Raw genomic sequence first — 23,432 nt, forward strand, 5'->3', positions numbered from 1 at the left:
AATTGATACCACAAAAAATGAATAATTATTCTTGGATAGGGGAGATATGCCAGATGTTTTAGAATTAATTACATTTAGAAATTGGTATCTTTGAAATCTTAATCTTTAGAAATAAACCCATTGCAAACACCTTTTATTAAAAACTTTACTATTAACGACGTTGTTAAGATTATTGGTGATAAACCACAAATAAATACAGATTTACACATTCATTTATCTAAAAATAATTTCAACGAAACTCCTTTTTTAGAACCATTTAGAGCGGGTAATTACACGTTTTTATTGATTCTTAAAGGTACCCTAAAAGTGCAATTAAATTTAATTACGCATCTTTTAGAAAGTAGTGAAATGATTGTTGTAAAACCCCAAACGGTTTCTCAAATTATAGCAACTAGTAGCGATCTAGAAATTATTGGCGTTAGTTTTACGGTAGATTTTATTTTTAAAATACTTTTAAAAAAAACAGAATTTGATGCCATCGATTTTTTAACAGCAAATAGTTTTCCGAAGTTAAAATTATTAGAAGAAGAAAAGGAAACTTCTATAATTCTTTCTAAATTATTAGCAAAAAACAATAATGCAGAAGCTCTTTTTTTACCTTTTAGAAATGAAATTATTATGCATTCTTTTGGATTGCTATTATATCATTATGGATCTATTTTTAAAAGAGAGCACCCTGATTTAGATGCACATTTAAATAGGCAACAGCAACTAACGCTTAAATTTTTAACCATATTAAATGATCATTTTAAAAAAGAACGTTCTGTAAACTTTTATGCAGATCGTATGCATTTAACCTCAGCCCATTTATCTAAAGTATTAAAAGAAATATCGGGTAAAACGGCTGGTCAATTAATTGATGCTACTGTAATTATGGAGGCTAAATTATTATTAAGCAATCCTTTGCTAAGTGTTTCTGAAGTTGCTAATGAATTAAATTTTAGCAATCTCTCTTTTTTTGGTAAATACTTTAAGAAGAATACAGGTGTATCACCTTCCTACTTTAGAAAAAATATATAACACGAGATCTATAATTAATTGTTAAACTTTTATAAAAACGTATTATAGACCAATACATCCCATTTTTCGACTACATAATTCTGCTAACTATTTTTTATCTTTGGATATAAACCAACTATTTAAATTATGAGTATTATAGTAGCCACAAATTTTTCTAAGTTATCTGAAAACGCTGTTTTATACGCTGCGGCATTAGCCCAATATAGTAAAGTAGAACTTATACTTTTTCATGCTTATAAACTGCCTGTTCATGCCGCAAATAGTAGATTATCTGCAGCATCAATAGATAAGTTATTTGAAAAAACCAAAAACAAATTAAAAGATAAAGCTTCTAAATTAAGTGAAAAATTCAAGATTAAAGTAACTTATAAAGTTAGTTATTCTAGTTTAGGCGATGAAGTAGATTTTTTAATGAAAGAACATAAATCTCGTTTTTTAGTGATTGGGATGTCACCAAAATCTATGGAACAAAATTTATTAGGGAATCCTACAACAAGCGTTATTAGTATGAAAGAATTTCCGGTGTTGGCAATTCCCATCAACGCTAAATTTAAGGAGGTAAAACAAATTCTTTTTGCTTGTGATGTATTACAAGATATTCCTTTAAAAACATTAGCAAAACTTCGTCAAGTTGCTTTAAGTTTAAAAGCAGCCGTTACTGTTTTTTATGTAGATGAAAAAATTGAAGAGTTAAAAAGTGAGATAACAAGCAATCTAGATAAAAATCTAGAAGATGTTACGTTGTTTTATAAAAATGTAAAATCGAATTCAGTAATAGAAGCGATTGAAAATGAAATCAAAAAATCAAACTCAGAACTTTTGGTTATGATGCCTAAAAAATATGGATTTTGGGAATCTATTGTACACAAAAGTAAAACTAGGGTGATGGCTTCTGGGCAAAATATTCCGTTGTTATCAATACCTATTGAGTAAAATATAGCAGCATTAGTGTCCACTAAAAATATCATTTTCCTCAATCAACTTTATGAAATTCAATTTTTTTAGATAGAAATTATTATGTGAAGAGTTGAATTGGAATATTGCATTTCGAATGAAAATATTTTTTTTAAATGACCTTATAATATACAAAACAGATAAAAATAGTAAATTGAGAAAGTCTTGTTTCTTGTGTCTTTTAGCAGAGCGGTCTTAAGTCTTTTTAGTGGACACTAGTGATATAACAGATTTTTTAAAAGGTTGTCTTAAAAGTATAAATCTTGTCCATCTCAATTTGTTTCAGTTTCTCAACTTATGGAAGTTTAATCTTCATAATAATCTGAAATTATTTCAGATTGAATAAAAAAACTTTCTTTTTAGAAAGTTTTTTTATTTTACACCTATTTAGTTATCTAAATAAGGCATTAAAAATTGCACGATTTTTTATAACGGATAAATTTGTCCTTTATAAAATAAAATATATATTTGCGCCATCAAATAAAGAAAGAGGATGTTTTCTAAAACTTGCGAATACGGATTAAGAGCAGTGCTATTTATAGCACAAGAAAGTGCGAATGGTCATAAAGTAAGTATGAGTACTATATCTCAAGAAATAAACTCACCACAAGCTTTTACTGCCAAAATTTTACAACAACTTAAAAGAAATAATATTGTTAAATCTTTAAAAGGACCTTATGGAGGTTTTACGATAGAGGAGGAGAAGATGGATACTAAATTAAGTGAAATTGTAAGTATTTTAGACGGTGATGCTATTTACAAAGGTTGTGGGTTAGGACTAAAACAATGTGACGCAACATCTCCTTGTCCGTTGCATTTTAAATTTGTTGATATCCGTGAGAGTCTAAAAAATATGTTAGAAAATACTTCTATAAAATCCATCATAGATGATATGTCATTAGGAGGCTTCATATTAAAGCGCTAAAAATTTAACCATATAAAAGATATTAAGATCTTTTACTAATTTATAAGATAATCAAAACCAAAAATAATGAAAACAGTATCTATCACAGAAAACCTAATCTACGGAGAAGACAAACCAGCAGTAACCGTATTAATTAAAACAGTAACCACAAAAGAGTTAAGAATCCTTATGAAAAAAGGGCAACAAATGAAAGAACACAAAGCACCGTATCCTATTGTAATAGAATTATTTGAAGGAGCGATAGATTTTGGAGTAGAAGGAGAAATACAACCATTAAAAAAAGGAGATTTAATTGCGTTAGACGCAAATGTTCCTCACGATTTACATTGTACTGAAGATTGTATCATAAGACTTACAATTTCGGTTTTAGACAGTGAACAAAGAGTAAAAGACGTAGTATAATTTATTAAAGAACAAGAACATGAAAAAAGTTTGGATCGCATTTTCCAGCGTAGTAATACTTTCCTTTATAGCACTTATTTGGGTAGGTACAGAAGTATATCAAACACAACCACCTATACCAGAAACCGTAATCATACAAGAAACAGGAGAAACCTTCTTAACAAAAGCAGATATACAAATCGGACAAAATGTTTGGGAATCTATTGGAGGAATGGAAGTAGGTTCTATTTGGGGACATGGTAGTTATGTAGCGCCAGATTGGTCTGCAGATTGGATACATAAAGAAGCCGTATTTATGCTAAATGCTTGGGCTAAAAAAGATTTTAATTCAACCTATGAAGATCTAGATGTAGAAAATAAAGCAGCCTTAAAAGCACGTTTAATTCAACAGATTAAAACAAATACCTATAATGCTAAAACCGGTAGTATTACCATTTCTAAAGATCGTTATACAGCAATTGTAGAAAACTCTAAACATTATGCAGATATTTTTTCTAATGGTTATGAAAAATACGCAATTCCAAAGGGAGCTTTAGTAGACACTGAAAAATTAGCGCAATTAAATGCTTTTTTATTCTGGACTTCTTGGGCAGCAAGTACCAACAGACCAGAAAAGGATTATACATACACCTCTAACTGGCCACATGAGCCTTTAATAGACAATACCATTACTCCAGATTCTCAAATTTGGTCGGGATTTTCTATTGTACTTTTATTATTATTTATTGGCGGATTAAGCTATTATTATATACGTAATCACGAAAAAGGAGAAGCTGTAATTCAACCAGACAAAGACCCTTTGGATACTTTGGTACTTACAAAATCTCAGAGATCTGTCTTAAAATACTTTATTGTAATCTCATTATTAATAGCACTACAAGTTGTTTTAGGTGCTTTAACGGTACATTATACCGTAGAAGGACAAGCATTTTTTGGTCTCGATTTATCTAGTGTTCTTCCGTATTCTATTACGAGAACATGGCACACACAATTGGCTGTATTTTGGATTGCTGCAACATGGTTGGCAACAGGTTTATTTTTAGCACCCATGATTAGTGGTAAAGAAATGAAATTTCAAGTATTCGGAATTAATTTTCTCTTCGTTTCACTATTACTTATCGTATTGGGTTCTATGTTGGGCGAATGGTTAGGTGTACATCAATTTTTAGATTTAACAACTAACTTTTTCTTTGGGCATCAAGGATATGAGTATATGGATCTAGGTAGATTCTGGCAAATATATTTAGGTATCGGTTTGGTATTATGGGTATTCATGGTAGGTAGACATGTAGTGTTTGCCATCAAAAAAAATGACGATTCTAAACACCTATTAATCATATTACTAATTTCTGTAATTGCTATTGGAATGTTTTTCTTCTCTGGGTTAATGTATGGAGAAAACAGTAGTTTACCGGTAATTAATTATTGGAGATGGTGGCTAGTGCACCTTTGGGTAGAAGGTTTCTTTGAAGTTTTTGCAACCGTTATTATTGCTTTTATTTTCTTAAGAATGAAAATTTTATCAGCAAAAACAGCAGGAAAAGCTTCTATAGCATCAGCAACCATATTTTTAGCAGGTGGAATTATTGGAACTTTACACCATTTATATTATTCGGGAACACCTGTACAAGCAATCGCATTAGGAGCAACATTTAGTGCTTTAGAAGTGGTGCCGTTAACTTTAATGGGCTTTGAGATTCGTGAAAACTGGAATCTTTTAAAATCGAATGATTGGATACAAAAATACAAATGGCCTATATTTTTCTTTATTGCCGTGGCATTTTGGAACATGGTAGGAGCAGGTGTATTTGGTTTCTTAATTAACCCTCCAATTGCCTTATATTATATTCAAGGTTTAAATACTACGGCAGTGCATGCACATACTGCGTTGTTTGGTGTGTATGGTTTATTAGGAATGGGATTCATTATTATATGTTTGCGTTTTTATTCAGACAGAGTCTGGAGTTCTGTAAAACTAAAAAGAGCTTTCTGGTTGTTAAACATTGGTTTAGTTGCTATGGTGTTTTTAAGCATGTTGCCTGTAGGGATTATACAAGCATATACTTCAATTACAAAAGGATACTCTTTTGCTAGAGATGCAGAATTATTATATTCCCCAACCGTACAAACCTTAAAATGGATGCGTGTTGTTGGTGATGTTATTTTCTCTGGAGGTATTTTTTACTTCTGTTGGTTTACCATACAAGAAACAGTGTATTGTATCAAAAAGAAAAATTAAGTTTAAATTTATAAATAATCAGCACAAGCCTATTTTAGGTTTGTGCTGATTTTATTTTTGTGTAAAATGAAAGAAATAGAAAACAGAGAAGATATTAATTTATTGGTGATTACTTTTTATAATGAAGTTAGAAAAAACGAGCTCTTAGGGCCTATTTTTAATGCACATTTAACTAAAGAACAATGGCCACCACATTTAGAAAAACTAACTGATTTTTGGGTTACCGCCTTATTAGGCGATGTTTGTTTTAAAGGAAGTCCGAGTAAAGCGCATTTAAAAGTAGATAAACATTTAAACCATACCATGAGTCAAGTTCATTTTGGAAAATGGATAGAAATATGGTTTGCTACAATAGATTCTTTATTTGTGGGTGATTTAGCACAAAGAGCCAAAGATGCTTCTAGAAGAATGGCAACGGGGCAATATTTATATGTTTTTAATCATAGAGAAGTATAAATTTTTTAAGACTTAAATAATTGTGATTAAATTGATTAGATTTACAAAGAATGGTCTTAATTAAGAAAACATAATGGATCTTTTGATAAAAAAAAATAAGTGACAAATGTCAGTTAGTCTATTTTATAATTTTTCTAGTTTTGCCGTTTATAAAATGTTTTTTTTTACTAAATCGAACGAATTATTTGTAACAATTATGAAAGCAACAAGATTTCTTTTTATCTTCACATTCTTATCTAGTTTCACATTTGCACAAAGCAATAAACTTAAGCTAAATTTAGACGAAACCGGAAAAACCTACATAAAAGCATCTCTTAGAATGCAATTATGGGCAAGGTATTTTGACACGAATCCAGGTACCACTATTAATAATGAAATTGCAAATAATGTTTTTGATGTTTCTTTAAGAAGAGTAAGAATGGGGCTTTCAGCACAATTAACACCTAAATTATATGTGTACTCTTTATTTGGTGGTAATAATTTAAACAGTAAAACAGAAAAAAACTTTCAGTTTGGAGTGTTAGATTTATATGCAGAATATGAGTTTGCTAAAGAATTTTCTTTAGGTTTTGGAGAATCTGGATGGGAAGGTTTAAACCGTTGGAATGTAAGAAGTAGTGTAACTTTAATGTCTTTAGATACTCCGTTATTTTCATTATTAACTGTTAATAAAAATGATGACGTTGCCCGTAGTTTAGGTATTTGGGCAAAAGGTCAAATACATAAGTTTGATTATATTTTATCTTTAAAAAACCCAACGCAATATGGAGTTGCCGCAACGGAAGGCAAAGTAGATTATGCTATAAATAACCCAAGAAAAAGAATTTCTGGTTATGTAAAATATGAGTTTTTAGATAATGAGAGTAACAAATCTGCTTATAGTGGAGGTGCAGGAACCTATATTGGTACTAAGAATATTTTAAACTTAGGCGCAGGTTTTATGAATCAACCTAAAATGACTTCGCAATTGGTAAATGGTGTAGAAAAATATTACGATTTTAAAAATTGGGCCATAGATGTATTTTATGACGCTCCTTTAAATAAAGAAAAAGGAACGGCTATTACAACTTACTTAGGTTATAATCATAACGATTTTGGCCCTAATTATGTTAGAAATGTGGGAGCAAATGATATTACGTCTGGAGGAACTTCTTTTAATGGTAGCGGTAATGATTTCCCGATGATGGGAACCGGAAACACCACCTTTTTCCAATTAGGTTACGCACTTGCTAAAGGAAAAAAAAGTTATCAATTACAACCTAATATTGCTGTTCAATATTCAGATTTTGACGCTTTAGATGATGCCATGATTGTGTATGATTTAGGTGTAAACTGTTTCTTTAAAGGACACGCCAACAAACTAACTTTAAGTTACCAAAACAGACCTGTTTATCAAAATATAAATAATCAATTAAAAGTTGATGAACGCAAAGGAATGGCTGTGTTACAATACCAAATTATAATCAACTAAACGTAATTGAATATTTAGATATTAATAGGTGGTAACTATAAAACCGACAAAACTCAAATTGAACATAAAATTCGCTGAATTAACTTTTTTGGTGTAAATTAGCACCAAAATAAGATATTATGGGAAGACAAAGTATTTCATTCACTCAACCGAATGATGAGTGGTTAAAAAGTCAAGTTGATAAAAAAGAATATTCTACTAAAAGTGAACTTGTAAACGATTTAATAAGACAAGCTCGAAAACAACAAAGACAAGTTGACTGGATTAGCGCAAAATTAGAGAAAGCTGAAAATAGTGGATTTACGAATTTAAGTAAAGAACAAATATTAGCGGAATCGAAATCGTCGATTTAATGCCTAATTATAGAATAAGTAATTTAGCGAAGGAAGACTTAATAAGAATCTATAAATACGGTATTGAAAAATTCGGAATGATTCTAGCCGATAAATACTTTGATTCTTTCTTTAAAAACTTTGATATCATAGCTGAAAATCCATTTTATTTTGAATCAGTTGATTATATAAAAAAAGGATATAGTCGTTGTGTTTCTGGTTCAGATAGTATTTATTATAAAGTAAATAATGACACAGTGGAAATTATGGCAATAATTGGAAAACAAGATTTGAAAAATATTCTCTGAATTGAAAATTACAGTTGGCAACACTTTGTATTAAAAATTGCTTAATTAGTGCTTTACAAAAAAGCAACTTTCATTACACAACAACGTTGGTATTCATTGATAACCAAAATTCATAAATCATTTAAAAGTTATTTAGCAAAACAATATAAATTAAGATTTATGAAAAATGAAAAAAAGATTAATATGAATTCAAAAAAATCAAAAATAGTTCTAATTTTAAGTATCATAACATCTGTTTTTTGTTACATAGGACAGTCCTTTAATGTTTACAATTTTGCTGTTGTAGGAGCCGTTTTTGAAATTTTATGGCTGCCAATGATAGCTTTAGTTATTATTTTACCAATATTATCTTTATTCTATTTGATAAAAGAAAAATTTAATCTGACATCTCTTTATCTATATTCATTTCTGATACTTATATTCTCAATTTTATATATCTTTTTAAGAAATCAATAACAATGAGGCACTTTATAAAATCGGTATAAAATGAATTATGAACAATAAACGGAGCTGTATGTAGAATCTAACGAGTTACGAAATTACTCACTCTATCAGAATTGAAAAAGTTTGCGGAATAAATGGCTGACCGAATTTACTCAAACACTAGAAAAGCGTATAACGGAATTAAGTCGAATAATTAAAAGTCGAGATAAAAACAACGAAATGTCAACACCGTGTATTAAAAATTGCTTTATAAAAAGTAGTTGTGTTATCTTACAAACGTGTATTTTATTGAAATAAGTTTTAAGCTTCAACCAAACTCTCTAAAGCATAAAATAATCTATTTGCAGCGTTTTCCTGAGATCCAAAAATAGAACGAAACAATTCTCCTTTTTCTGAAATAAGCAACCATTGTGGTGTTCCTTCTGCTTTAAACTGATCATACACTTTATGGTTTTTATCAATATAAATAGGAAACGGATTCTCGCCACTTGTAAAAACACTTTTAATATTGGCTTTGGTTCCTTCTCTATTTACAAAATCGGCATGAATGCCCGCAACTTGAATGGTTGGGTATTTCTGTTGAAATTCATACGCCAAAGGAATCGCACGCCCCGTGCATCCTAAACAATCGTTGTTATATATAATTAATAATAAAACCTTGTTTTTATAGACTTCCATTAAATCTACAGCAATACCGTCTAAGTCTAAAACAGATATGGATTGTATGGTGGTATTCATTTTCAAATGCTCTTTTTATTCGGTTTACAAATTTAGTGATTGGTCGTTTATATTAACAAAACATTACATAAAAAAACAGACTACTTTCTGTAATTTTGTACACCTAAAAACGACTTTATATCTACAATATAATTATTGATTTTAAATACTTATGAAAACTCAAAACACCGCATATTCCATCTTAGATCTTGCTTTAGTTTCTAAAGGAAATACTTTAAAAGACACCTTTAATAATGTACGAGAACTGGCACAAAACGCCGAAACATTTGGGTATACGCGTTATTGGTTGGCAGAACATCATAACTCTACAAATATTGGTAGTATTGCTACAAGTATTTTAATTGGTTATGCCGCAGAAGGAACAAAAACTATTCGTATTGGTTCTGGTGGTGTTATGTTGCCCAATCATTCGCCTTTAATTGTTGCCGAACAATTTGGTACGTTAGGTGCTTTGTATCCGAATAGAATAGATTTAGGTTTGGGAAGAGCTCCAGGAACCGATAGAGAAACGGCAGCAGCCATTCGATCTGATTTTATGGAAGCAGCGCAACATTTTCCGAGAGAGATAGAAAAAATTCAGACTTATTTTTCTAAAGAAAACGAGCATGCAAAAGTAAGAGCAACCGTTGCAGAAGGAGTAGAAGTACCACTTTACATTTTAGGTTCTAGCACAGATAGTGCACATTTGGCTGCTAAAAAAGGATTACCATATGCATTTGCAAGTCATTTTGCTACCACACATTTATGGAATGCTTTGTCTATTTATAGAGAAGAATTTCAACCTTCGGATGTTTTAGAAAAACCGTATATCATTGCGGGTGTAAACATTATTATTGCAGAAACAGATGAAGAAGCGGCCAATTTATCTACATCTTTAATTAGAATGATACTTGGTTTGTTTACCGGAAAAAGAGACTTTGTGCAGCCACCAACACCAATGACGGATTATTATAAGGAGATTCTAGAAAACCCACAAGTGCATCAAATGCTTAAATATTCTTTTATAGGAAGTAAAGCAACTGTAAAAGCGCAAGTAAAGGAGTTTTTAGCACAGACGCAAGCAGATGAATTAATTGCCGTAACTAATATTTATAGCATTAAAGATAGAATTCGTTCTTATGAGTTGTTTGCAGAAATTATGAAAGAGTTGAATTTGTAATTGAGCAGTTATTAATTAAAATAATTAGAAAACGCTCAGTGTCTATTCGAGCGCAGTCGAGAACTGTTTTAGTCTTCAAAGACTGAAATCTGTAGTAATTTAGAGTTGCTTGTATCTAAAAACGATTGCCGTTGTAATAAATAGCAATTGAGCTATTTAAGAAGTATATTTACCTATATTTTAGATTTTAAAAAAGATTTCAATGCCTAAAAATTACAGTGAACAACTTTCTAAACTAAATGTAAATATTCCTATAAACTTAGTGTTATCTGGTGGCGGCATAAAATGTGCAGCACACTTAGCATTGATAGAAAAAATAGAAGACTTAGGCTTACAAATAAACGCTATTTCCGGAAGTAGTGGAGGCGCTTTGGTTGCTTCCTTATATGCTTCTGGTATTTCTACACAAGAAATTTTAGAAATCTTTAAAAGAACGAGTCTTTTTAAGTTTTCTTTCTTTAGTATGACAAAAGCAGGGATTTTTGATACTTTTTTATTCAAATCGATAATAGAAAATAAAATAAAAGATAAATTTAGCGAATTAGAGATTCCAATTTACATTACGGCCTCCAACATGCAAAGTGGCAAACCTCGTTATTTTAGCAAAGGGAAGTTATTAAAACCTGTGTTGGCTTCTTGCGCGATTCCTGGTATTTTTACGCCTATTATCATCAATAAAACCTTGTATTCCGATGGCGGAATTTTAGATAATTTTCCGATTAAACCTTTTCTAAAATCAGGATTGCCAATTATAGGAAGTTATGTAGCTGAACCTGCTCCAAAAACGCATTTACAATTAAATTCTACCTTTAAAGTAATTACACATGCTACATACTTAAAATCGCATGCCGCAGAAAGCCATAAGTTTGCAACTACTAAAATGACTGTTAGTTTTCCGTTATCTGAGTATTCTGGTTTGGATAATAAAGATTCTGAAAAAATATTTGATATTGGGAAGGGGTATTTGGATGGGGTATAGGTAATTCTGGGTAAATGTTAAAAATTTAGATTTAATTAAAACGATAATATAGCTAACCATAATTTATATAGTTATCATTTTTTTTGTATATTTTTACATCAAAATACATTAACATAAATGGCAGCAGCTGAACAAATAAAAAGTTTGATTAGATCATTCAGGGAAGGAGATGATTCTCGCTTCTATGCTACTGCTATGCAAATAGCTGCAGCAGAAGCCCGTAAGGGACGTCAAGAACTAGCCGAAGAGTTGAAGAAATTAATTCAAGATTCTAAAAAATCAAAAATTAATGAAAGAACTTTAAAAAGATTGCCTGTCAATGCAGCACAAAAAGAACTTAATGATTTATTAGAGTTTTCAAGACCTGATGATAAATTGAAAGACATGGTCTTATCTACTAATCTAAAAAAATCTCTTCAAAGAATTTTAGATGAACAAAGACAAATAGAAAAATTAAGACAGCATAATTTATTTCCTAGAAAAAAAATATTATTAACGGGCCCTCCTGGTTGTGGAAAAACAATGACTGCTAGAGTAATTTCTAATGAATTAGGTATTCCACTATTTGTAATAAGGTTAGATGGTTTAATCAGTAGATATATGGGAGAATCAATAGCTAAATTACGTTTGGTTTTTGATACAATGAAAGAATTTAGAGCTGTTTATTTATTTGATGAATTTGATAGTATTGGTACAACGAGAAGTCAAGGAAATGAAGTTGGAGAAATAAAAAGAGTTCTTAATAGTTTTTTACTTCAAATAGAAAAAGATGATTCAAATAGTTTAATAATTGCAGCTACAAATATACCTGAGAATTTAGATGAAGCATTATTTAGAAGATTCGATGATATTATAAATTATCCTATACCTACAGAAGAACAAATATTTAAATATTACAAAAGAGAACTTTTAAAAAGTGAATTAATAGCTGATAATGCTTTAATAGAACTTTCTAAAAAATCTATAGGATTAAATTTTTCTGATTTAGAAAAAATTTGTCAAGATTTTTTTAAAAACATTATTGTCTATGGTAAGGAAACGTCCAATTTAGAATTTATAACTGAAACTATTAATTCAAGAAAAAGACCTTTCTAACAAAATATGTCTGACTTAAATCACATTTTTCTTAATGGAAATAATTCTTCATTACCATATAGTACTTATGGTGGTGGAAGTTTTCTTTTTAAAGATGATAGAGATAGAAGTAGACACGGTTTAAAACTAAAAAATTCTTTCAACTCTGCAGTAACTGATTTTACAGGTGGAAATGAAGAATATGAATTTGTTTATATCGAATTTGAATCTGCATTAAATTTTGAACTAGCTTTCGATAGTTTTGAAGATGCAAAAGGAAACTATAGACTTGCCTCTTGCAAAGCGAAATTCTTTACAGATGCTGATGGTAATGAGCAAATAGTATATAAAATTGCGGTTTATTTAAATAAGAAAGCTGTTTCTAATTTTTTGAATAAAGTTGAAAAATACTTAACAGAGGAAACTATAATAGAAAAGCCCAAAAACCAAAATTTAATAGCTAATATAGAAAATATTAGAGCAGCAACTCTAGAAAGTTTTTGGCAAGAACCTGAAATAGATTTCCCAAGCTCAGATGTAAGTGTATGGTGGGAAGTTTGGTTTAGTGGATCTAATAAAGAAGTTGTAGAAGAAACTTTAAATACATTATCCACGGATACTATTTTAACAAATAACAGATTACTTGTTTTTCCAGAAAATATAGTAGGCTTAATTAAAGCTACTCCTGAAGAACTAGGAGAAAGTTTACTTTATGTAGATAATTTAGCAGAAATCAGAAAACCAATTGAAACTGCAGACTTCTTCACAAATCTTGATAAAGATTGGGATGGTGATTTTGTAAGTGATTTACGTAGTAGAATTAATAACCAAATAGAACAAAATAACGTCTCAGTTTGTCTTTTAGATTCAGGTGTTAATAGAATTAATCCATTATTAGTAGATTTAATTCCAGAAAGAAATTTAGACTCAATAAATCCAAATTGGACAAATTCCGATTCTTATAGGCAAGGACACGGGACTCCTATGGCTGGTCTTATTATATATGGAGATTTGAACGATCCATTAACTTCTAATTCGCAAATAAATGTTTCCAATAATATAGAAAGTATTAAAATTATTGATTGTTTAGCGAACGATCCGGAATTATATGGGCAAATAACTCTTGAAGCTATAGCTATTGCAGAAATTATGAATCCAGATAATAAAAGAGTTGTTTGCCTAGCTATTACAGCTCCAGATCATCAATATTTAGGGAGACCTTCTTCTTGGTCTGCTGCTATTGATCAAAAGTTGTTTGGTTCTATAGATAATAGGAATGATGAAACTTTGGTTTTAATATCAGGAGGAAATTTACCTTTGAATGATAGATTAATATATCCATTATCTAATGATGATTTTTCGGTACAAGATCCTGCACAATCTTTTAATGCTATCACAGTAGGATCTTTTACTAATAAAGATAGATTAGACACACAGCAATTTCCAAGTGCGGAATTATTAGCTAAAAAAGGTCAAATGTCTCCATGTAATTCTACTTCAATAAATTGGAATAAAAAATGGCCTAAAAAGCCCGATGTTGTATTTGAAGGAGGTAATGATGGGATTTTCAATTCAGGGATTTTAGATCACGATTCTTTAAAACTTTTATCGACAGGAACAGTTGGAATAGGAAGTTCTGTATTAACTACTTTTTCAGATACAAGCGCATCAGTAGCATTAGCATCAAAATTTGCCTCTGAATTATATCAAAAATATCCAAGTTATTTACCTGAAACAATTCGTGCTTTAATTATTCATTCTGCTTCATGGAATGATATAATGTTAAATAATAAAAAAATAGAAAGTTTGTCCTCAGAAGAAAAATCTAAACTTTTAGCGAGAGTGGGTTATGGAATACCAAACTTAAACAAAGCTAAATATAGTGCTGAAAATTCTTTAAACATTATTGCAGAAAGAACATTGCAACCTTTTAAATATGATAAAAATATAGTTAAAACAAATATTTTTCATTTGTTTGATTTACCATGGCCAACGGATATTTTGTCTGATTTAGCTGAATTAGAAGTGAAATTAATAGTTACCTTATCATATTTTATTGAACCAAACCCTGGAAATAAAAGATATGCTAACGATCAATCATATAAATCACATGGATTAAGGTTCAAAATGATTGATAAGAATGAAAGTCAGAAAGCTTTTAAATCTCGTGTTAGTAAGTCTATAAAAGAAGAACAGGGTGATTATGTAGCTGAAGGTCGAGAGGATTGGATATTGGGAAGTCAAGTTAGAGATAAAGGTAGTATACATAAGGATCTCTGGATTGGTTCAGCTGCAGATTTAGCATTGAGAAATAATATTGCGGTTTATCCAGTCGGAGGATGGTGGAAAAACAGAAAAAAACTCAAACGTTATGATTCATCGGTTAGATATAGTTTAATTATTTCTATCGAAACCAATGAAGCTGAAATTGATATATATAACGATGTTTTAAATCAAATTTTAGTATCAATACCTATTGATAATTAAACAAGAAATTTTACGTAAATATGTCACTAAACTAAAAATTCTATCTTAAAATACTTTCTTCCATAAAGTCAAATGTTATTCATCATCAATTTCATTACGGCTTAAAAAGACCCTTGAGGTTTTAAAAACCTGAAGGGTCTCTAATACCTACTATAAACACTTATTAGAGATACCCCAATTAATAGTATAAATGTTTCTTTTACATAAAATGATATACGATTGAGTTTATTAAATCACAATCCCATCCCGACATATTATAATTTTAGTAGCAATTCAAAAGATATGGAGCGGCAAGTGTCCAAAGAGCTTTTGTGGTCTAGACACGATAGTGTAATATCATGTAGAATTCAATAAAATTGTCAGAAGTCTAGATTTTTGGTGAAGCTTGTACTGAACTTGATTCAGTATTCATCAATGGAAAAGAACAATGAAAAAAAAATAAAGAAGTATCTTTTTTAGGTTGTTACGAGGAAATCGAAGTTCTCTGTAATATCAGTCATAGATTGCTTCGTGCCTCGCAATGACTTTGAACATCCCTTAGTAACTCACATTCAAATCATAACAAGAGATCAGTTCTCATTATTGTAAATAGATGCTCTTTATTCAACAAACCACCAAAACTCCCATCCATAAAAATACCGTTTTCGTATAGTAAAAACCCGCAAACGTATATTACAATTTCATATACTAGTATAAAGTTTCACTTTTGAAGTGTTCAATTAAAACATTCAAAAAAATGAAATTATATATCCTCATTCTTAGCTTACTTTTTGCGCAGATTTCTTTTGCACAAGATATAACTACAAATTCCGCATCAAAAGTATGGTCTTTGCAAGATTGTATCGATTATGCTTTAGAAAATAACATTACGGTTAAAAATGCGGTACTGACTAAAAACATTGCCGAAATAGATTATAACAAAGCAAAATCATCTCGATTACCAAATTTATTTGGAAGTGCTTCGCAAAGTTTTTCTAACGGAAATACCATTGACCCAATTACAAGTAGCTATGTAACAGACCAAATACACAGTACAAACGTAGGGATTAATAGTTCTATGACTTTGTTTCAAGGCAATCAAATAACCAATCAAATAGCACAAAATAAGATCTTATTTGACCAAAGTGTATTTGAAGAAGAAGTAGCACAAAACAACATCGTTTTAAATATTTTAGAAACGTATTTGCAAACATTGTATAGCAAAGAAAGTATTGTTATTGCAGAAAACAACTTGGCAGCTTCAGAAACAGAAGTTATAAGAGCAAAGTCTCGTTTAGATGCAGGAAACATTGCATTAAGCGATTATACGGAAGCTCAAAGTCAGGCGGCAACCAACAAATACAATGTTATTGCTGCTAAAAACAACTATCAACAATACATTATTGCTTTAAAACAATTATTAGAGTTATCTCCAATCGAAGATATAGAAATTGAAACCATCGATGAAAATATGGATTTAGTAAATCTAGAATTGAACAAGGCTGATGTGTATGAAAAAGCATTGGGAATTTTACCAGAAATACAATCGAGCAACTTAAATATAGAAGCAAATAAAAAACAATTAGACATTGCAAAAGGAGGTTTTTTACCAACATTGGCTTTGTCAGGTAGTTTAGGTTCTGGATATACAAGTATTAATGATAGTACGTTTTCAGATCAGTTTGATGTGAATTTCAATCAGAAATTAGGACTGTCTTTAACCATTCCTATTTTTAATAGAAATCAAACAAAATCTGCGGTACAAACGGCAAGCATCAACATAGAAAAAGCAGAAATACAAAAGTTATCTACAGAAAAAGAAGTGTATAAAAAAGTAGAAACGGCGTATCAAAATGCATTGTCTGCACAAGAGCAAGTAATTGCAGCAGAAGCTTCTAAAGTAGCAGCTGAACAATCTTATAAGTTGGCACAAAAAAAATACGAATTAGGGGCTTTAAGTACTACAGATTTAGTGATTAGTCAAAATACGTATACAAATGCACAGCAAAATTATTTACAATCTAAATACTTAAATATTTTATACCATCAATTATTACAATTTTATCAAGGAAACGATATCAAACTTTAATAAACATCAACATGAAAAAAAATAAAAACATCATCATTATAAGCATTGTAGTCGTTGTACTTGCAATTGTAGGATACACTTTTATGAAAGGCGACGATGCCCTTATTATAGAAGCAAAAACGGTAGTCGCAAAAAAAGCAGATGTTACCACAATGGTAACGGCAACCGGAACGATTGAACCCATTACACAAGTAGAAGTAGGGACGCAAGTTTCTGGTGTTGTAGAAAAAATCTATGTAGATTATAACAGTGTAGTTACAGAAGGACAATTAATTGCAGAATTAGATAAAACAAACTTAAATGCTTCTAAAATACAAGCACAAGCAGCGTATGATAATGCGGTAAGCCAGAGAAATTACATGAAAACGATTTACGACAGACAAAAATCGTTGTACGACAATCAAGTGATTAGTAGAGCTGATTTTGATGAAGCAACTTTTAATTATGAAACTGCAAAAGGAACCGTAACACAACGTTATTCAGATTTACAATCTGCTATAACAAATTTAGGATATGCGAATATTTATTCGCCAATAAATGGAGTTGTTTTATCTAGAGCTATTGATGAAGGTCAAACAGTTGCTGCTAGTTTAAGTACACCAACATTGTTTACAATTGCACAAGATTTAAAAGAAATGCAAGTAGAAGCAGATGTTGATGAAGCAGATATAGGACAAGTAATAGAAGGGCAACGTGTTGAGTTTACCGTTGATGCATATATTGGTGAAACCTTTGAGGGAGAAGTAACTCAAGTGCGTTTAGACCCAACAGTAACCTCGAATGTGGTAACGTATACCGTAGTTATTAAAGCGCATAATCCAGATTTAAAATTAAAACCAGGTTTAACAGCAACCATTTCTATTTTTACTTTAGAATTGAATGATGTATTAACAGCAGAAGCTAAAGCAATTAATTTTAAGCCAGAAAGAGGAACCCTTGCAACTTATAATCTTCAACATCAAATAGAAGAAACAAACAATGGCCAAAGATCTAGAGAAGAAACGGCTCTTTGGGTGTTAGAAGAAAACGGAACAATTACACCAAAAACAGTAACTCTTGGTGCTAGTGATGGAGTAAATGTGCAAATTTTAAGTGGGATAAATAAAGGAGATAAATTGGTGTACAGTTTACAAGGTGTTTCTAAAAAAGAAGCAGGAGGTACAGCAGAGAAAAACGAAAGTCCTTTTATGCCACAACGTCCAGGAGGAAACAGAAAAAAATAAGAAACCATGAGTAAAGAAATCATAAAAATACAAGATTTAAAACGAGAGTTTACCATGGGAACCGAAACGGTTCATGCATTAAGAGGTATTTCTTTCGATATTAAAGAAGGAGAGTTTGTAACGATTATGGGATCTAGTGGTTCTGGTAAAAGTACGTTGTTAAATATCTTAGGATGTTTAGATCAACCTACTTCTGGTACTTATCAAATTGATGGTGTTTCTGTTAAAGATTTAAGCAGAAATGAATTGGCAACCATCAGAAACGAAAAAATAGGATTCATTTTTCAATCGTATAATTTATTAGCAAGAACCTCTGCCATAGAAAATGTAGAATTACCATTGTTATACAACAGTAAAGTGTCTACAGAAGAACGAAGAAAAAGAGCAATTGAAGCTTTAGAAATGGTGAGTTTAGGAGATAGAATGGATCATACACCTGCGCAACTTTCTGGAGGACAACAACAACGTGTTGCTATTGCTAGATCGTTGGTTAATAACCCAGTTATGATTCTTGCTGATGAGGCAACAGGAAACTTAGATACAAGAACATCTTACGAAATTATGTCTCTATTTCAAGAGTTGAATAAAAAGGGGATAACAATCGCCTTTGTAACACACGAACCAGATATTGCCACTTTTAGTAGCAGAACTGTAGTTTTAAAAGATGGAAACATCATACAAGATTACCAGAATAACGATGTGCAATCTGCGGCAAAAGAACTGGCAAAATTACCTAAACAAGAAGATTAATTATGAGAGTATTAAATTTATTAAAAATTGCTACAAAAGCCATCATTCTTAATAAAACGAGAACTTTATTAACCATGTTAGGTATTATTATTGGAGTAGCTTCGGTAATTGCAATGCTAGCCATTGGTGAAGGATCTAAAGAAAGTATTCGTACTACTATTTCTGCAATGGGATCTAATATGATTACCATTCAGCCTGGTGCAGACAGTAGAGGTCCGGCAAGAGGTAGTGGTGGCGATGTGCAAACCTTAACACTTGCAAATTATGAAACTATTAAAGCACAATCTGACTTAATTAGCTACATAACACCTGTAGTTAATGGTAACGGACAAATTATTAATGGCTCTAACAACTGGCCTTCTTCAATATATGGCGTAAACCCAGAATATTTAGACATTAAAGTGGTTGGTTTACAAAGTGGAAGTATGTTTACGGATGCTGAGGTTAAATCGGCTTCTAAAGTGGCAGTAATAGGGCAAACCGTCGTAGATAATGTGTTTCCTGATGGTCAAGATCCTGTGGGTCAAATGATTCGTTTTAATAATATTCCGTTTAAAGTAATTGGTGTATTAGAAGAAAAAGGAGAAAATACTTTTGGTCAAGATCAAGATGATGTTGTAATAGCTCCTTATACGACAGTACAAAAACGTATACTAGCAATTGATCACTTAAACCAGATTATAGCATCGGCAATTAGTGAAGATGATGCACCAGATGCCGTAGAACAGATAAGTAATATATTACGTACCGAACATAAATTGTTAGATACTGAGGATGATGATTTTAGCGTACGTTCTATGGAAGAATTGATTTCTACCTTTAGTTCTACAACAGAAATGTTAACCATTCTGTTAGTTGCAGTGGCTAGTATTTCTTTATTAATTGGAGGTATTGGTATTATGAACATCATGTATGTTTCTGTAAAAGAAAGAACTAAAGAAATTGGTTTGCGTATGGCAGTAGGCGCAAAAGGAGCAGATATTTTAATGCAATTTTTAATTGAAGCTATTTTAATTAGTATTACCGGTGGGTTACTCGGTGTATTACTGGGATTAGGAGCCTCCGTATTTATAGAGCAATTTCTAGGCTGGCCAACAAGTGTTGCTTTGTATTCTATCATTATTTCATTTGCAGTTTGTGCTGTAACGGGTATTTTCTTCGGGTGGTATCCTGCAAGAAAAGCATCGGCATTAGATCCGATAACAGCATTACGCTACGAATAAAAAAAATACAATGAAAAAAATACATAATAGAAATACAGTTTTGACTTTTACAGTTTGTGCCCTCGTATTTATGAGTTGTAAAAACACGGGAACTTCAAAGAAAGAACAAAATAAGAATTACAATTACACACAAATAGCAACAGGACAGGTAAAAGCCTATGGTGAAGATGGTGAAATTTTAAGTGATTTAACACCAGGTGATGCTCTTTACGGACAAGATGCCAACTATTTAAAAGGCGAATAAATGTCTTTTCAAAAAAGTGAAGAAGGAACAATTTTAGATTTAAACACTGGATTGACATGGCAAGAAATTCCAACAACAGAAGGTTTTGATTGGCAAGGAGCAAAGGATTATGTAGAAAATTTAGAATTAGGTGGTTATGATGATTGGAGAATGCCTACACTTAAAGAATTATATTCTATTAGTGATTTTAGTACTGGTTGGCCTTATTTAGATACCAATTATTTTTCATTAGTTAATAATGAGCGTGTAGATAAAAGCGAGCAATATTGGGCAATTGAAAAATATGTTGGTCATACCGAAGAAGGTGGTTATACAGCTGCTTTTGGAGTAAATCATGCAACCGGACATATTAAAGCCTATCCTGGAGAAGCACCTGAAGGTAGAGGAGACCACAAAGGTCCTCCACCAATGGGAAAACGTGATGGTAAAAAACAAGGTTCTGGTGATCAAAAAGCACCGCCATCTAGAGATGGAGAACAAGATGGAAAAAATACAGCAGGACACAGACCTCCACCTCCAGGAAATGGAGAGAGACCAACTGGCAATCCAATGCTAAAACATGTCCGTGCAGTTCGGGGTTCTATTTATGGAATTAATGATTTTGTAGATAATGGTAACCAAACAATTACGGATAATGCAACTGGTTTAATGTGGTCTAAAGATGATAGTAAAAAAGGTTTGGATTGGAAATCTTCTTTAAAATATGCAGAAGAATCAGAATTAGCAGGACACTCAGATTGGAGATTGCCAAATGTAAAGGAATTACAAGGTATTGTAGATTATTCTTATGCTCCTGGCGCTAAGGAAGCTACATTAAATAGAGCTGCAATAGATCCATTATTTAATTCTTCTGAAATTACAAACGAAAATGGCGATAAAGATTTTCCATATTTCTGGACTAGTACTTCGGCAAGATTTCAAAAAGGAAAACCTTATTACTATGCTTGGTACGTAGCTTTTGGTAAAGCAGTGAATGCAGAAGGTTTAGATTTTCACGGAGCAGGTTCTGTAAGATTTGATACCAAACATGAAAACGGACCTGCAGGAGAAGGTGGTGAGCGTTATTATAATTATGTACGTTTGGTTAGAAATGTAGATTAAAAAATAAGAAGTAAAAAAGTAACTAATAGTAAACGTGAGTTTTACAATGAAAAACCTAGTTTTAAAGACTAGGTTTTTTCTGTTTGTGAAATTTTTGTTAAATGTTGTGTTTTTGATTTCAAAACGATTCGTTTTATAAAAGTAAGGGGTGTTATATATTGAATTAGCCTTATATTCATTTTTTGCTAAAACGAAATCAAATTATAAAATATATTCAGATGAAATCTTTTATTCAACATACATTTTCCATGCTGTTTCTTTTATTTTCTAGTAGTGCTATTTTGTCACAAGACAAAAACACTACTATTACAGGAACTTTGGTTGAAGATGCCACTTCTCAGGAAATTCCGTATGCAACGGTAGTGCTTCATGATAAAACGACTAAGAAAATAATAGCAGGTACAACCTCTGATGATTCAGGGGAATTTAGTATTTCTACCTCCAATTCCAATTTTTATTTAGAAGTAAGTTTCATGGGTTTTGAAACAAAAAATATTTAAACTTTTAATATCAGTAATAATAAAGCTGATTTAGGGAAAATTATACTCGTTCCAGATAATCAAACATTAGATGAGGTAGTAATTACAGGAGAAGTTTCTAAAACCGTTTTTAAATTAGATAAACGTGTTTTTAATGTTGGTGCAGATATTAGTAGTACAGGAGGATGCTACAAACCCGAAATATAAGTACGAATTGAATTACAAAAAGCAGTTTGAAAATAATGAAGATCATACTTTATTGTTTAGTGCTTTGGGAAGTTTTTTAGGGAAAGATCAATCGTCTGAATTTACAAATATTACTATTTCTGGTGATGATAATGATAGCAATCAAAAAACAGCTACCAATTTTCAACAAGCAGATTATACTTTTAAAGCCGATTATACAAACCCAATTTCTGATGCTTATACCATAGAAACGGGTGCACAATATGTAATTGGATATACACATTTAGATTTAGGTGTTTGTAAAAAAATATTTAAAGGAAAAGCCATTGTAAATTTAGGAGTTAGAGATTTGTTTGTATCTAGAATTTCGGAACAATTGGTATCACAAGAAACTTTTGAAACTTATAGTTTTGCACAACGTGGTCGCTTTATTACTTTAGGTATTAGCTATGGATTTGGTAAAGGTGAAGCGATGACGTATTCTGGAGGAAGAAGAAGGTAAGGCTATGCTTTAGTATTATTTTTAGGAGTCGAGAAGCATACCCAATAAGCATTAAATTTAAAGAAATCATACAAGTTCTCGACTCCGCTCGAACACCCAGTTAAACAAACGGTATATAAGAAAAGTTCCAAAAACGGTCTTCGATCGGAGTCGAGAAGCAAAGTCAATACGTATTCAGATTTAAAGAAACAACACAAGTTCTCGACTGCGCTCGAACACCCTGTTAAATAAACTGTATTCAAGAAGAGTAACCAAACGGTCTTCGAGCGGAGTCGAGAAGCAAAGTCAATATGTATTCAGATTCAAAGAAATCATACAAGTTCTCGACTCCGCTCGAACACCCTGTTAAATAAACTGTATTTAATAAGAGTAACAAAATGGTCTTCGATCGGAGTCGAGAAGCAAAGTCAATACGTATTCAGATTTATAGAAACAACACAAGTTCTCGACTGCGCTCGAACACCCTGTTAAATAAATGGTATTAAAGAAAAGTAACAAAATGGTCTTCGAGCGGAGTCGAGAAGCATACCCAATAAACATTAAATTCAAAGAAATCATACAAGTTCTCGACTCCGCTCGAACACCCTGTTAAATAAACTGTTTTCAAGAAGAGTAACCAAACGGTCTTCGAGCGGAGTCGAGAAGCAAAGTCAATATGTATTCAGATT

At 31.4% G+C, this 23,432-nt stretch carries 22 protein-coding genes; 21 read left to right on the top strand and 1 reads right to left on the bottom strand.

Features of this window, described 5'->3' with window-relative positions; genetic code table 11:
• Positions 1–120: 120 nt before the first annotated feature.
• The 9 genes from MPF19_RS10850 (at position 121) to MPF19_RS10890 (ending at position 8,107) form a co-directional block, all read left to right on the top strand.
• Positions 121–1,020, top strand: a complete 900-nt coding sequence (locus MPF19_RS10850) for a helix-turn-helix domain-containing protein (RefSeq protein WP_249988239.1) — start codon at positions 121–123, stop codon at positions 1,018–1,020.
• A gap of 126 nt (positions 1,021–1,146) precedes the next feature.
• Entirely contained in the window at positions 1,147–1,953 is an 807-nt protein-coding gene (locus MPF19_RS10855; RefSeq protein WP_203392405.1) for a universal stress protein, read from the top strand.
• Between the two features lie 514 nt (positions 1,954–2,467).
• Positions 2,468–2,899: an RrF2 family transcriptional regulator gene (locus MPF19_RS10860; protein WP_249988240.1), complete on the top strand. Its 432-nt coding sequence runs from the start codon at positions 2,468–2,470 to the stop codon at positions 2,897–2,899.
• Positions 2,900–2,965: 66 nt separating this feature from the next.
• Complete coding sequence (locus MPF19_RS10865; protein ID WP_249988241.1) at positions 2,966–3,301, top strand: cupin domain-containing protein; 336 nt, start codon at positions 2,966–2,968, stop codon at positions 3,299–3,301.
• Positions 3,302–3,320: 19 nt separating this feature from the next.
• Entirely contained in the window at positions 3,321–5,540 is a 2,220-nt protein-coding gene (locus tag MPF19_RS10870; protein WP_249988242.1) for a nitric-oxide reductase large subunit, read from the top strand.
• A gap of 66 nt (positions 5,541–5,606) precedes the next feature.
• Positions 5,607–5,996, top strand: coding sequence for a group III truncated hemoglobin (locus MPF19_RS10875; protein WP_249988243.1), 390 nt, complete (start codon positions 5,607–5,609; stop codon positions 5,994–5,996).
• A gap of 106 nt (positions 5,997–6,102) precedes the next feature.
• Positions 6,103–7,467 (top strand): porin, encoded by a 1,365-nt coding sequence (locus tag MPF19_RS10880; protein ID WP_249988244.1) that lies wholly within the window; start codon positions 6,103–6,105, stop codon positions 7,465–7,467.
• 119 nt (positions 7,468–7,586) lie between these two features.
• On the top strand, positions 7,587–7,820 hold the full coding sequence (locus tag MPF19_RS10885) for a ribbon-helix-helix domain-containing protein (protein WP_249988245.1): 234 nt from the start codon (positions 7,587–7,589) through the stop codon (positions 7,818–7,820).
• Positions 7,820–8,107, top strand: coding sequence for a type II toxin-antitoxin system RelE/ParE family toxin (locus tag MPF19_RS10890; RefSeq protein ID WP_249988246.1), 288 nt, complete (start codon positions 7,820–7,822; stop codon positions 8,105–8,107). The genes MPF19_RS10885 and MPF19_RS10890 overlap by 1 nt, the downstream gene beginning before the upstream one ends.
• A 744-nt stretch (positions 8,108–8,851) precedes the next feature.
• On the opposite strand, the gene MPF19_RS10895 is transcribed toward MPF19_RS10890, so the two are convergent.
• Complete coding sequence (locus MPF19_RS10895; RefSeq protein WP_249988247.1) at positions 8,852–9,289, bottom strand: TlpA family protein disulfide reductase; 438 nt, start codon at positions 9,287–9,289, stop codon at positions 8,852–8,854.
• 151 nt (positions 9,290–9,440) lie between these two features.
• Here MPF19_RS10895 and MPF19_RS10900 point away from each other — a divergent pair, with 151 nt between their 5' ends.
• The 12 genes from MPF19_RS10900 (at position 9,441) to MPF19_RS10955 (ending at position 22,764) form a co-directional block, all read left to right on the top strand.
• Positions 9,441–10,448, top strand: a complete 1,008-nt coding sequence (locus tag MPF19_RS10900; protein ID WP_249988248.1) for an LLM class flavin-dependent oxidoreductase — start codon at positions 9,441–9,443, stop codon at positions 10,446–10,448.
• Positions 10,449–10,650: 202 nt separating this feature from the next.
• Positions 10,651–11,427 carry a patatin-like phospholipase family protein gene (locus tag MPF19_RS10905; RefSeq protein ID WP_249988249.1) on the top strand — a complete coding sequence of 259 codons (777 nt, stop codon included), beginning with the start codon at positions 10,651–10,653 and terminating at the stop codon, positions 11,425–11,427.
• Between the two features lie 117 nt (positions 11,428–11,544).
• Complete coding sequence (locus MPF19_RS10910; protein WP_249988250.1) at positions 11,545–12,522, top strand: AAA family ATPase; 978 nt, start codon at positions 11,545–11,547, stop codon at positions 12,520–12,522.
• 6 nt (positions 12,523–12,528) lie between these two features.
• Entirely contained in the window at positions 12,529–14,988 is a 2,460-nt protein-coding gene (locus MPF19_RS10915) for a S8 family peptidase (RefSeq protein WP_249988251.1), read from the top strand.
• A gap of 736 nt (positions 14,989–15,724) precedes the next feature.
• Positions 15,725–17,056, top strand: a complete 1,332-nt coding sequence (locus tag MPF19_RS10920) for a TolC family protein (protein WP_249988252.1) — start codon at positions 15,725–15,727, stop codon at positions 17,054–17,056.
• Positions 17,057–17,067: 11 nt separating this feature from the next.
• Positions 17,068–18,279 carry an efflux RND transporter periplasmic adaptor subunit gene (locus MPF19_RS10925; protein ID WP_249988253.1) on the top strand — a complete coding sequence of 404 codons (1,212 nt, stop codon included), beginning with the start codon at positions 17,068–17,070 and terminating at the stop codon, positions 18,277–18,279.
• 6 nt (positions 18,280–18,285) lie between these two features.
• The gene (locus MPF19_RS10930) at positions 18,286–19,029 is read left to right on the top strand and encodes an ABC transporter ATP-binding protein (RefSeq protein ID WP_249988254.1); all 744 of its coding nucleotides are present in this window, start codon (positions 18,286–18,288) and stop codon (positions 19,027–19,029) included.
• Between the two features lie 2 nt (positions 19,030–19,031).
• The gene (locus MPF19_RS10935; protein WP_249988255.1) at positions 19,032–20,252 is read left to right on the top strand and encodes an ABC transporter permease; all 1,221 of its coding nucleotides are present in this window, start codon (positions 19,032–19,034) and stop codon (positions 20,250–20,252) included.
• Positions 20,253–20,262: 10 nt separating this feature from the next.
• Entirely contained in the window at positions 20,263–20,496 is a 234-nt protein-coding gene (locus MPF19_RS10940; RefSeq protein WP_249988256.1) for a hypothetical protein, read from the top strand.
• Positions 20,497–21,597, top strand: coding sequence for an Lcl domain-containing protein (locus tag MPF19_RS10945; RefSeq protein ID WP_249988257.1), 1,101 nt, complete (start codon positions 20,497–20,499; stop codon positions 21,595–21,597).
• A 218-nt stretch (positions 21,598–21,815) separates the two neighbouring features.
• Positions 21,816–22,097 carry a carboxypeptidase-like regulatory domain-containing protein gene (locus MPF19_RS10950; RefSeq protein ID WP_249988258.1) on the top strand — a complete coding sequence of 94 codons (282 nt, stop codon included), beginning with the start codon at positions 21,816–21,818 and terminating at the stop codon, positions 22,095–22,097.
• A gap of 133 nt (positions 22,098–22,230) precedes the next feature.
• A complete protein-coding gene (locus MPF19_RS10955) occupies positions 22,231–22,764 on the top strand; it encodes an outer membrane beta-barrel protein (protein ID WP_249988259.1) in 534 nt (177 codons plus the stop codon).
• Positions 22,765–23,432 lie beyond the last annotated feature (668 nt).

Origin of the sequence: Polaribacter sp. Z014, from assembly GCF_023555435.1 — a bacterium.
Taxonomy (GTDB): Bacteria; Bacteroidota; Bacteroidia; order Flavobacteriales; family Flavobacteriaceae; genus Polaribacter.

Bases quoted from the DNA above. Each gene is read 5' to 3' on its own strand.
- MPF19_RS10855 (WP_203392405.1), top strand. From the start codon at position 1,147: ATGAGTATTATAGTAGCCACAAATTTTTCTAAGTTATCTGAAAACGCT.
- MPF19_RS10860 (WP_249988240.1), top strand. From the start codon at position 2,468: ATGTTTTCTAAAACTTGCGAATACGGATTAAGAGCAGTGCTATTTATA.
- MPF19_RS10865 (WP_249988241.1), top strand. From the start codon at position 2,966: ATGAAAACAGTATCTATCACAGAAAACCTAATCTACGGAGAAGACAAA.
- MPF19_RS10870 (WP_249988242.1), top strand. From the start codon at position 3,321: ATGAAAAAAGTTTGGATCGCATTTTCCAGCGTAGTAATACTTTCCTTT.
- MPF19_RS10875 (WP_249988243.1), top strand. From the start codon at position 5,607: ATGAAAGAAATAGAAAACAGAGAAGATATTAATTTATTGGTGATTACT.
- MPF19_RS10880 (WP_249988244.1), top strand. From the start codon at position 6,103: ATGTCAGTTAGTCTATTTTATAATTTTTCTAGTTTTGCCGTTTATAAA.
- MPF19_RS10885 (WP_249988245.1), top strand. From the start codon at position 7,587: ATGGGAAGACAAAGTATTTCATTCACTCAACCGAATGATGAGTGGTTA.
- MPF19_RS10890 (WP_249988246.1), top strand. From the start codon at position 7,820: ATGCCTAATTATAGAATAAGTAATTTAGCGAAGGAAGACTTAATAAGA.
- MPF19_RS10895 (WP_249988247.1), bottom strand. From the start codon at position 9,289: ATGAATACCACCATACAATCCATATCTGTTTTAGACTTAGACGGTATT.
- MPF19_RS10900 (WP_249988248.1), top strand. From the start codon at position 9,441: ATGAAAACTCAAAACACCGCATATTCCATCTTAGATCTTGCTTTAGTT.
- MPF19_RS10905 (WP_249988249.1), top strand. From the start codon at position 10,651: ATGCCTAAAAATTACAGTGAACAACTTTCTAAACTAAATGTAAATATT.
- MPF19_RS10910 (WP_249988250.1), top strand. From the start codon at position 11,545: ATGGCAGCAGCTGAACAAATAAAAAGTTTGATTAGATCATTCAGGGAA.
- MPF19_RS10915 (WP_249988251.1), top strand. From the start codon at position 12,529: ATGTCTGACTTAAATCACATTTTTCTTAATGGAAATAATTCTTCATTA.
- MPF19_RS10920 (WP_249988252.1), top strand. From the start codon at position 15,725: ATGAAATTATATATCCTCATTCTTAGCTTACTTTTTGCGCAGATTTCT.
- MPF19_RS10925 (WP_249988253.1), top strand. From the start codon at position 17,068: ATGAAAAAAAATAAAAACATCATCATTATAAGCATTGTAGTCGTTGTA.
- MPF19_RS10930 (WP_249988254.1), top strand. From the start codon at position 18,286: ATGAGTAAAGAAATCATAAAAATACAAGATTTAAAACGAGAGTTTACC.
- MPF19_RS10935 (WP_249988255.1), top strand. From the start codon at position 19,032: ATGAGAGTATTAAATTTATTAAAAATTGCTACAAAAGCCATCATTCTT.
- MPF19_RS10940 (WP_249988256.1), top strand. From the start codon at position 20,263: ATGAAAAAAATACATAATAGAAATACAGTTTTGACTTTTACAGTTTGT.
- MPF19_RS10945 (WP_249988257.1), top strand. From the start codon at position 20,497: ATGTCTTTTCAAAAAAGTGAAGAAGGAACAATTTTAGATTTAAACACT.
- MPF19_RS10950 (WP_249988258.1), top strand. From the start codon at position 21,816: ATGAAATCTTTTATTCAACATACATTTTCCATGCTGTTTCTTTTATTT.
- MPF19_RS10955 (WP_249988259.1), top strand. From the start codon at position 22,231: ATGTTGGTGCAGATATTAGTAGTACAGGAGGATGCTACAAACCCGAAA.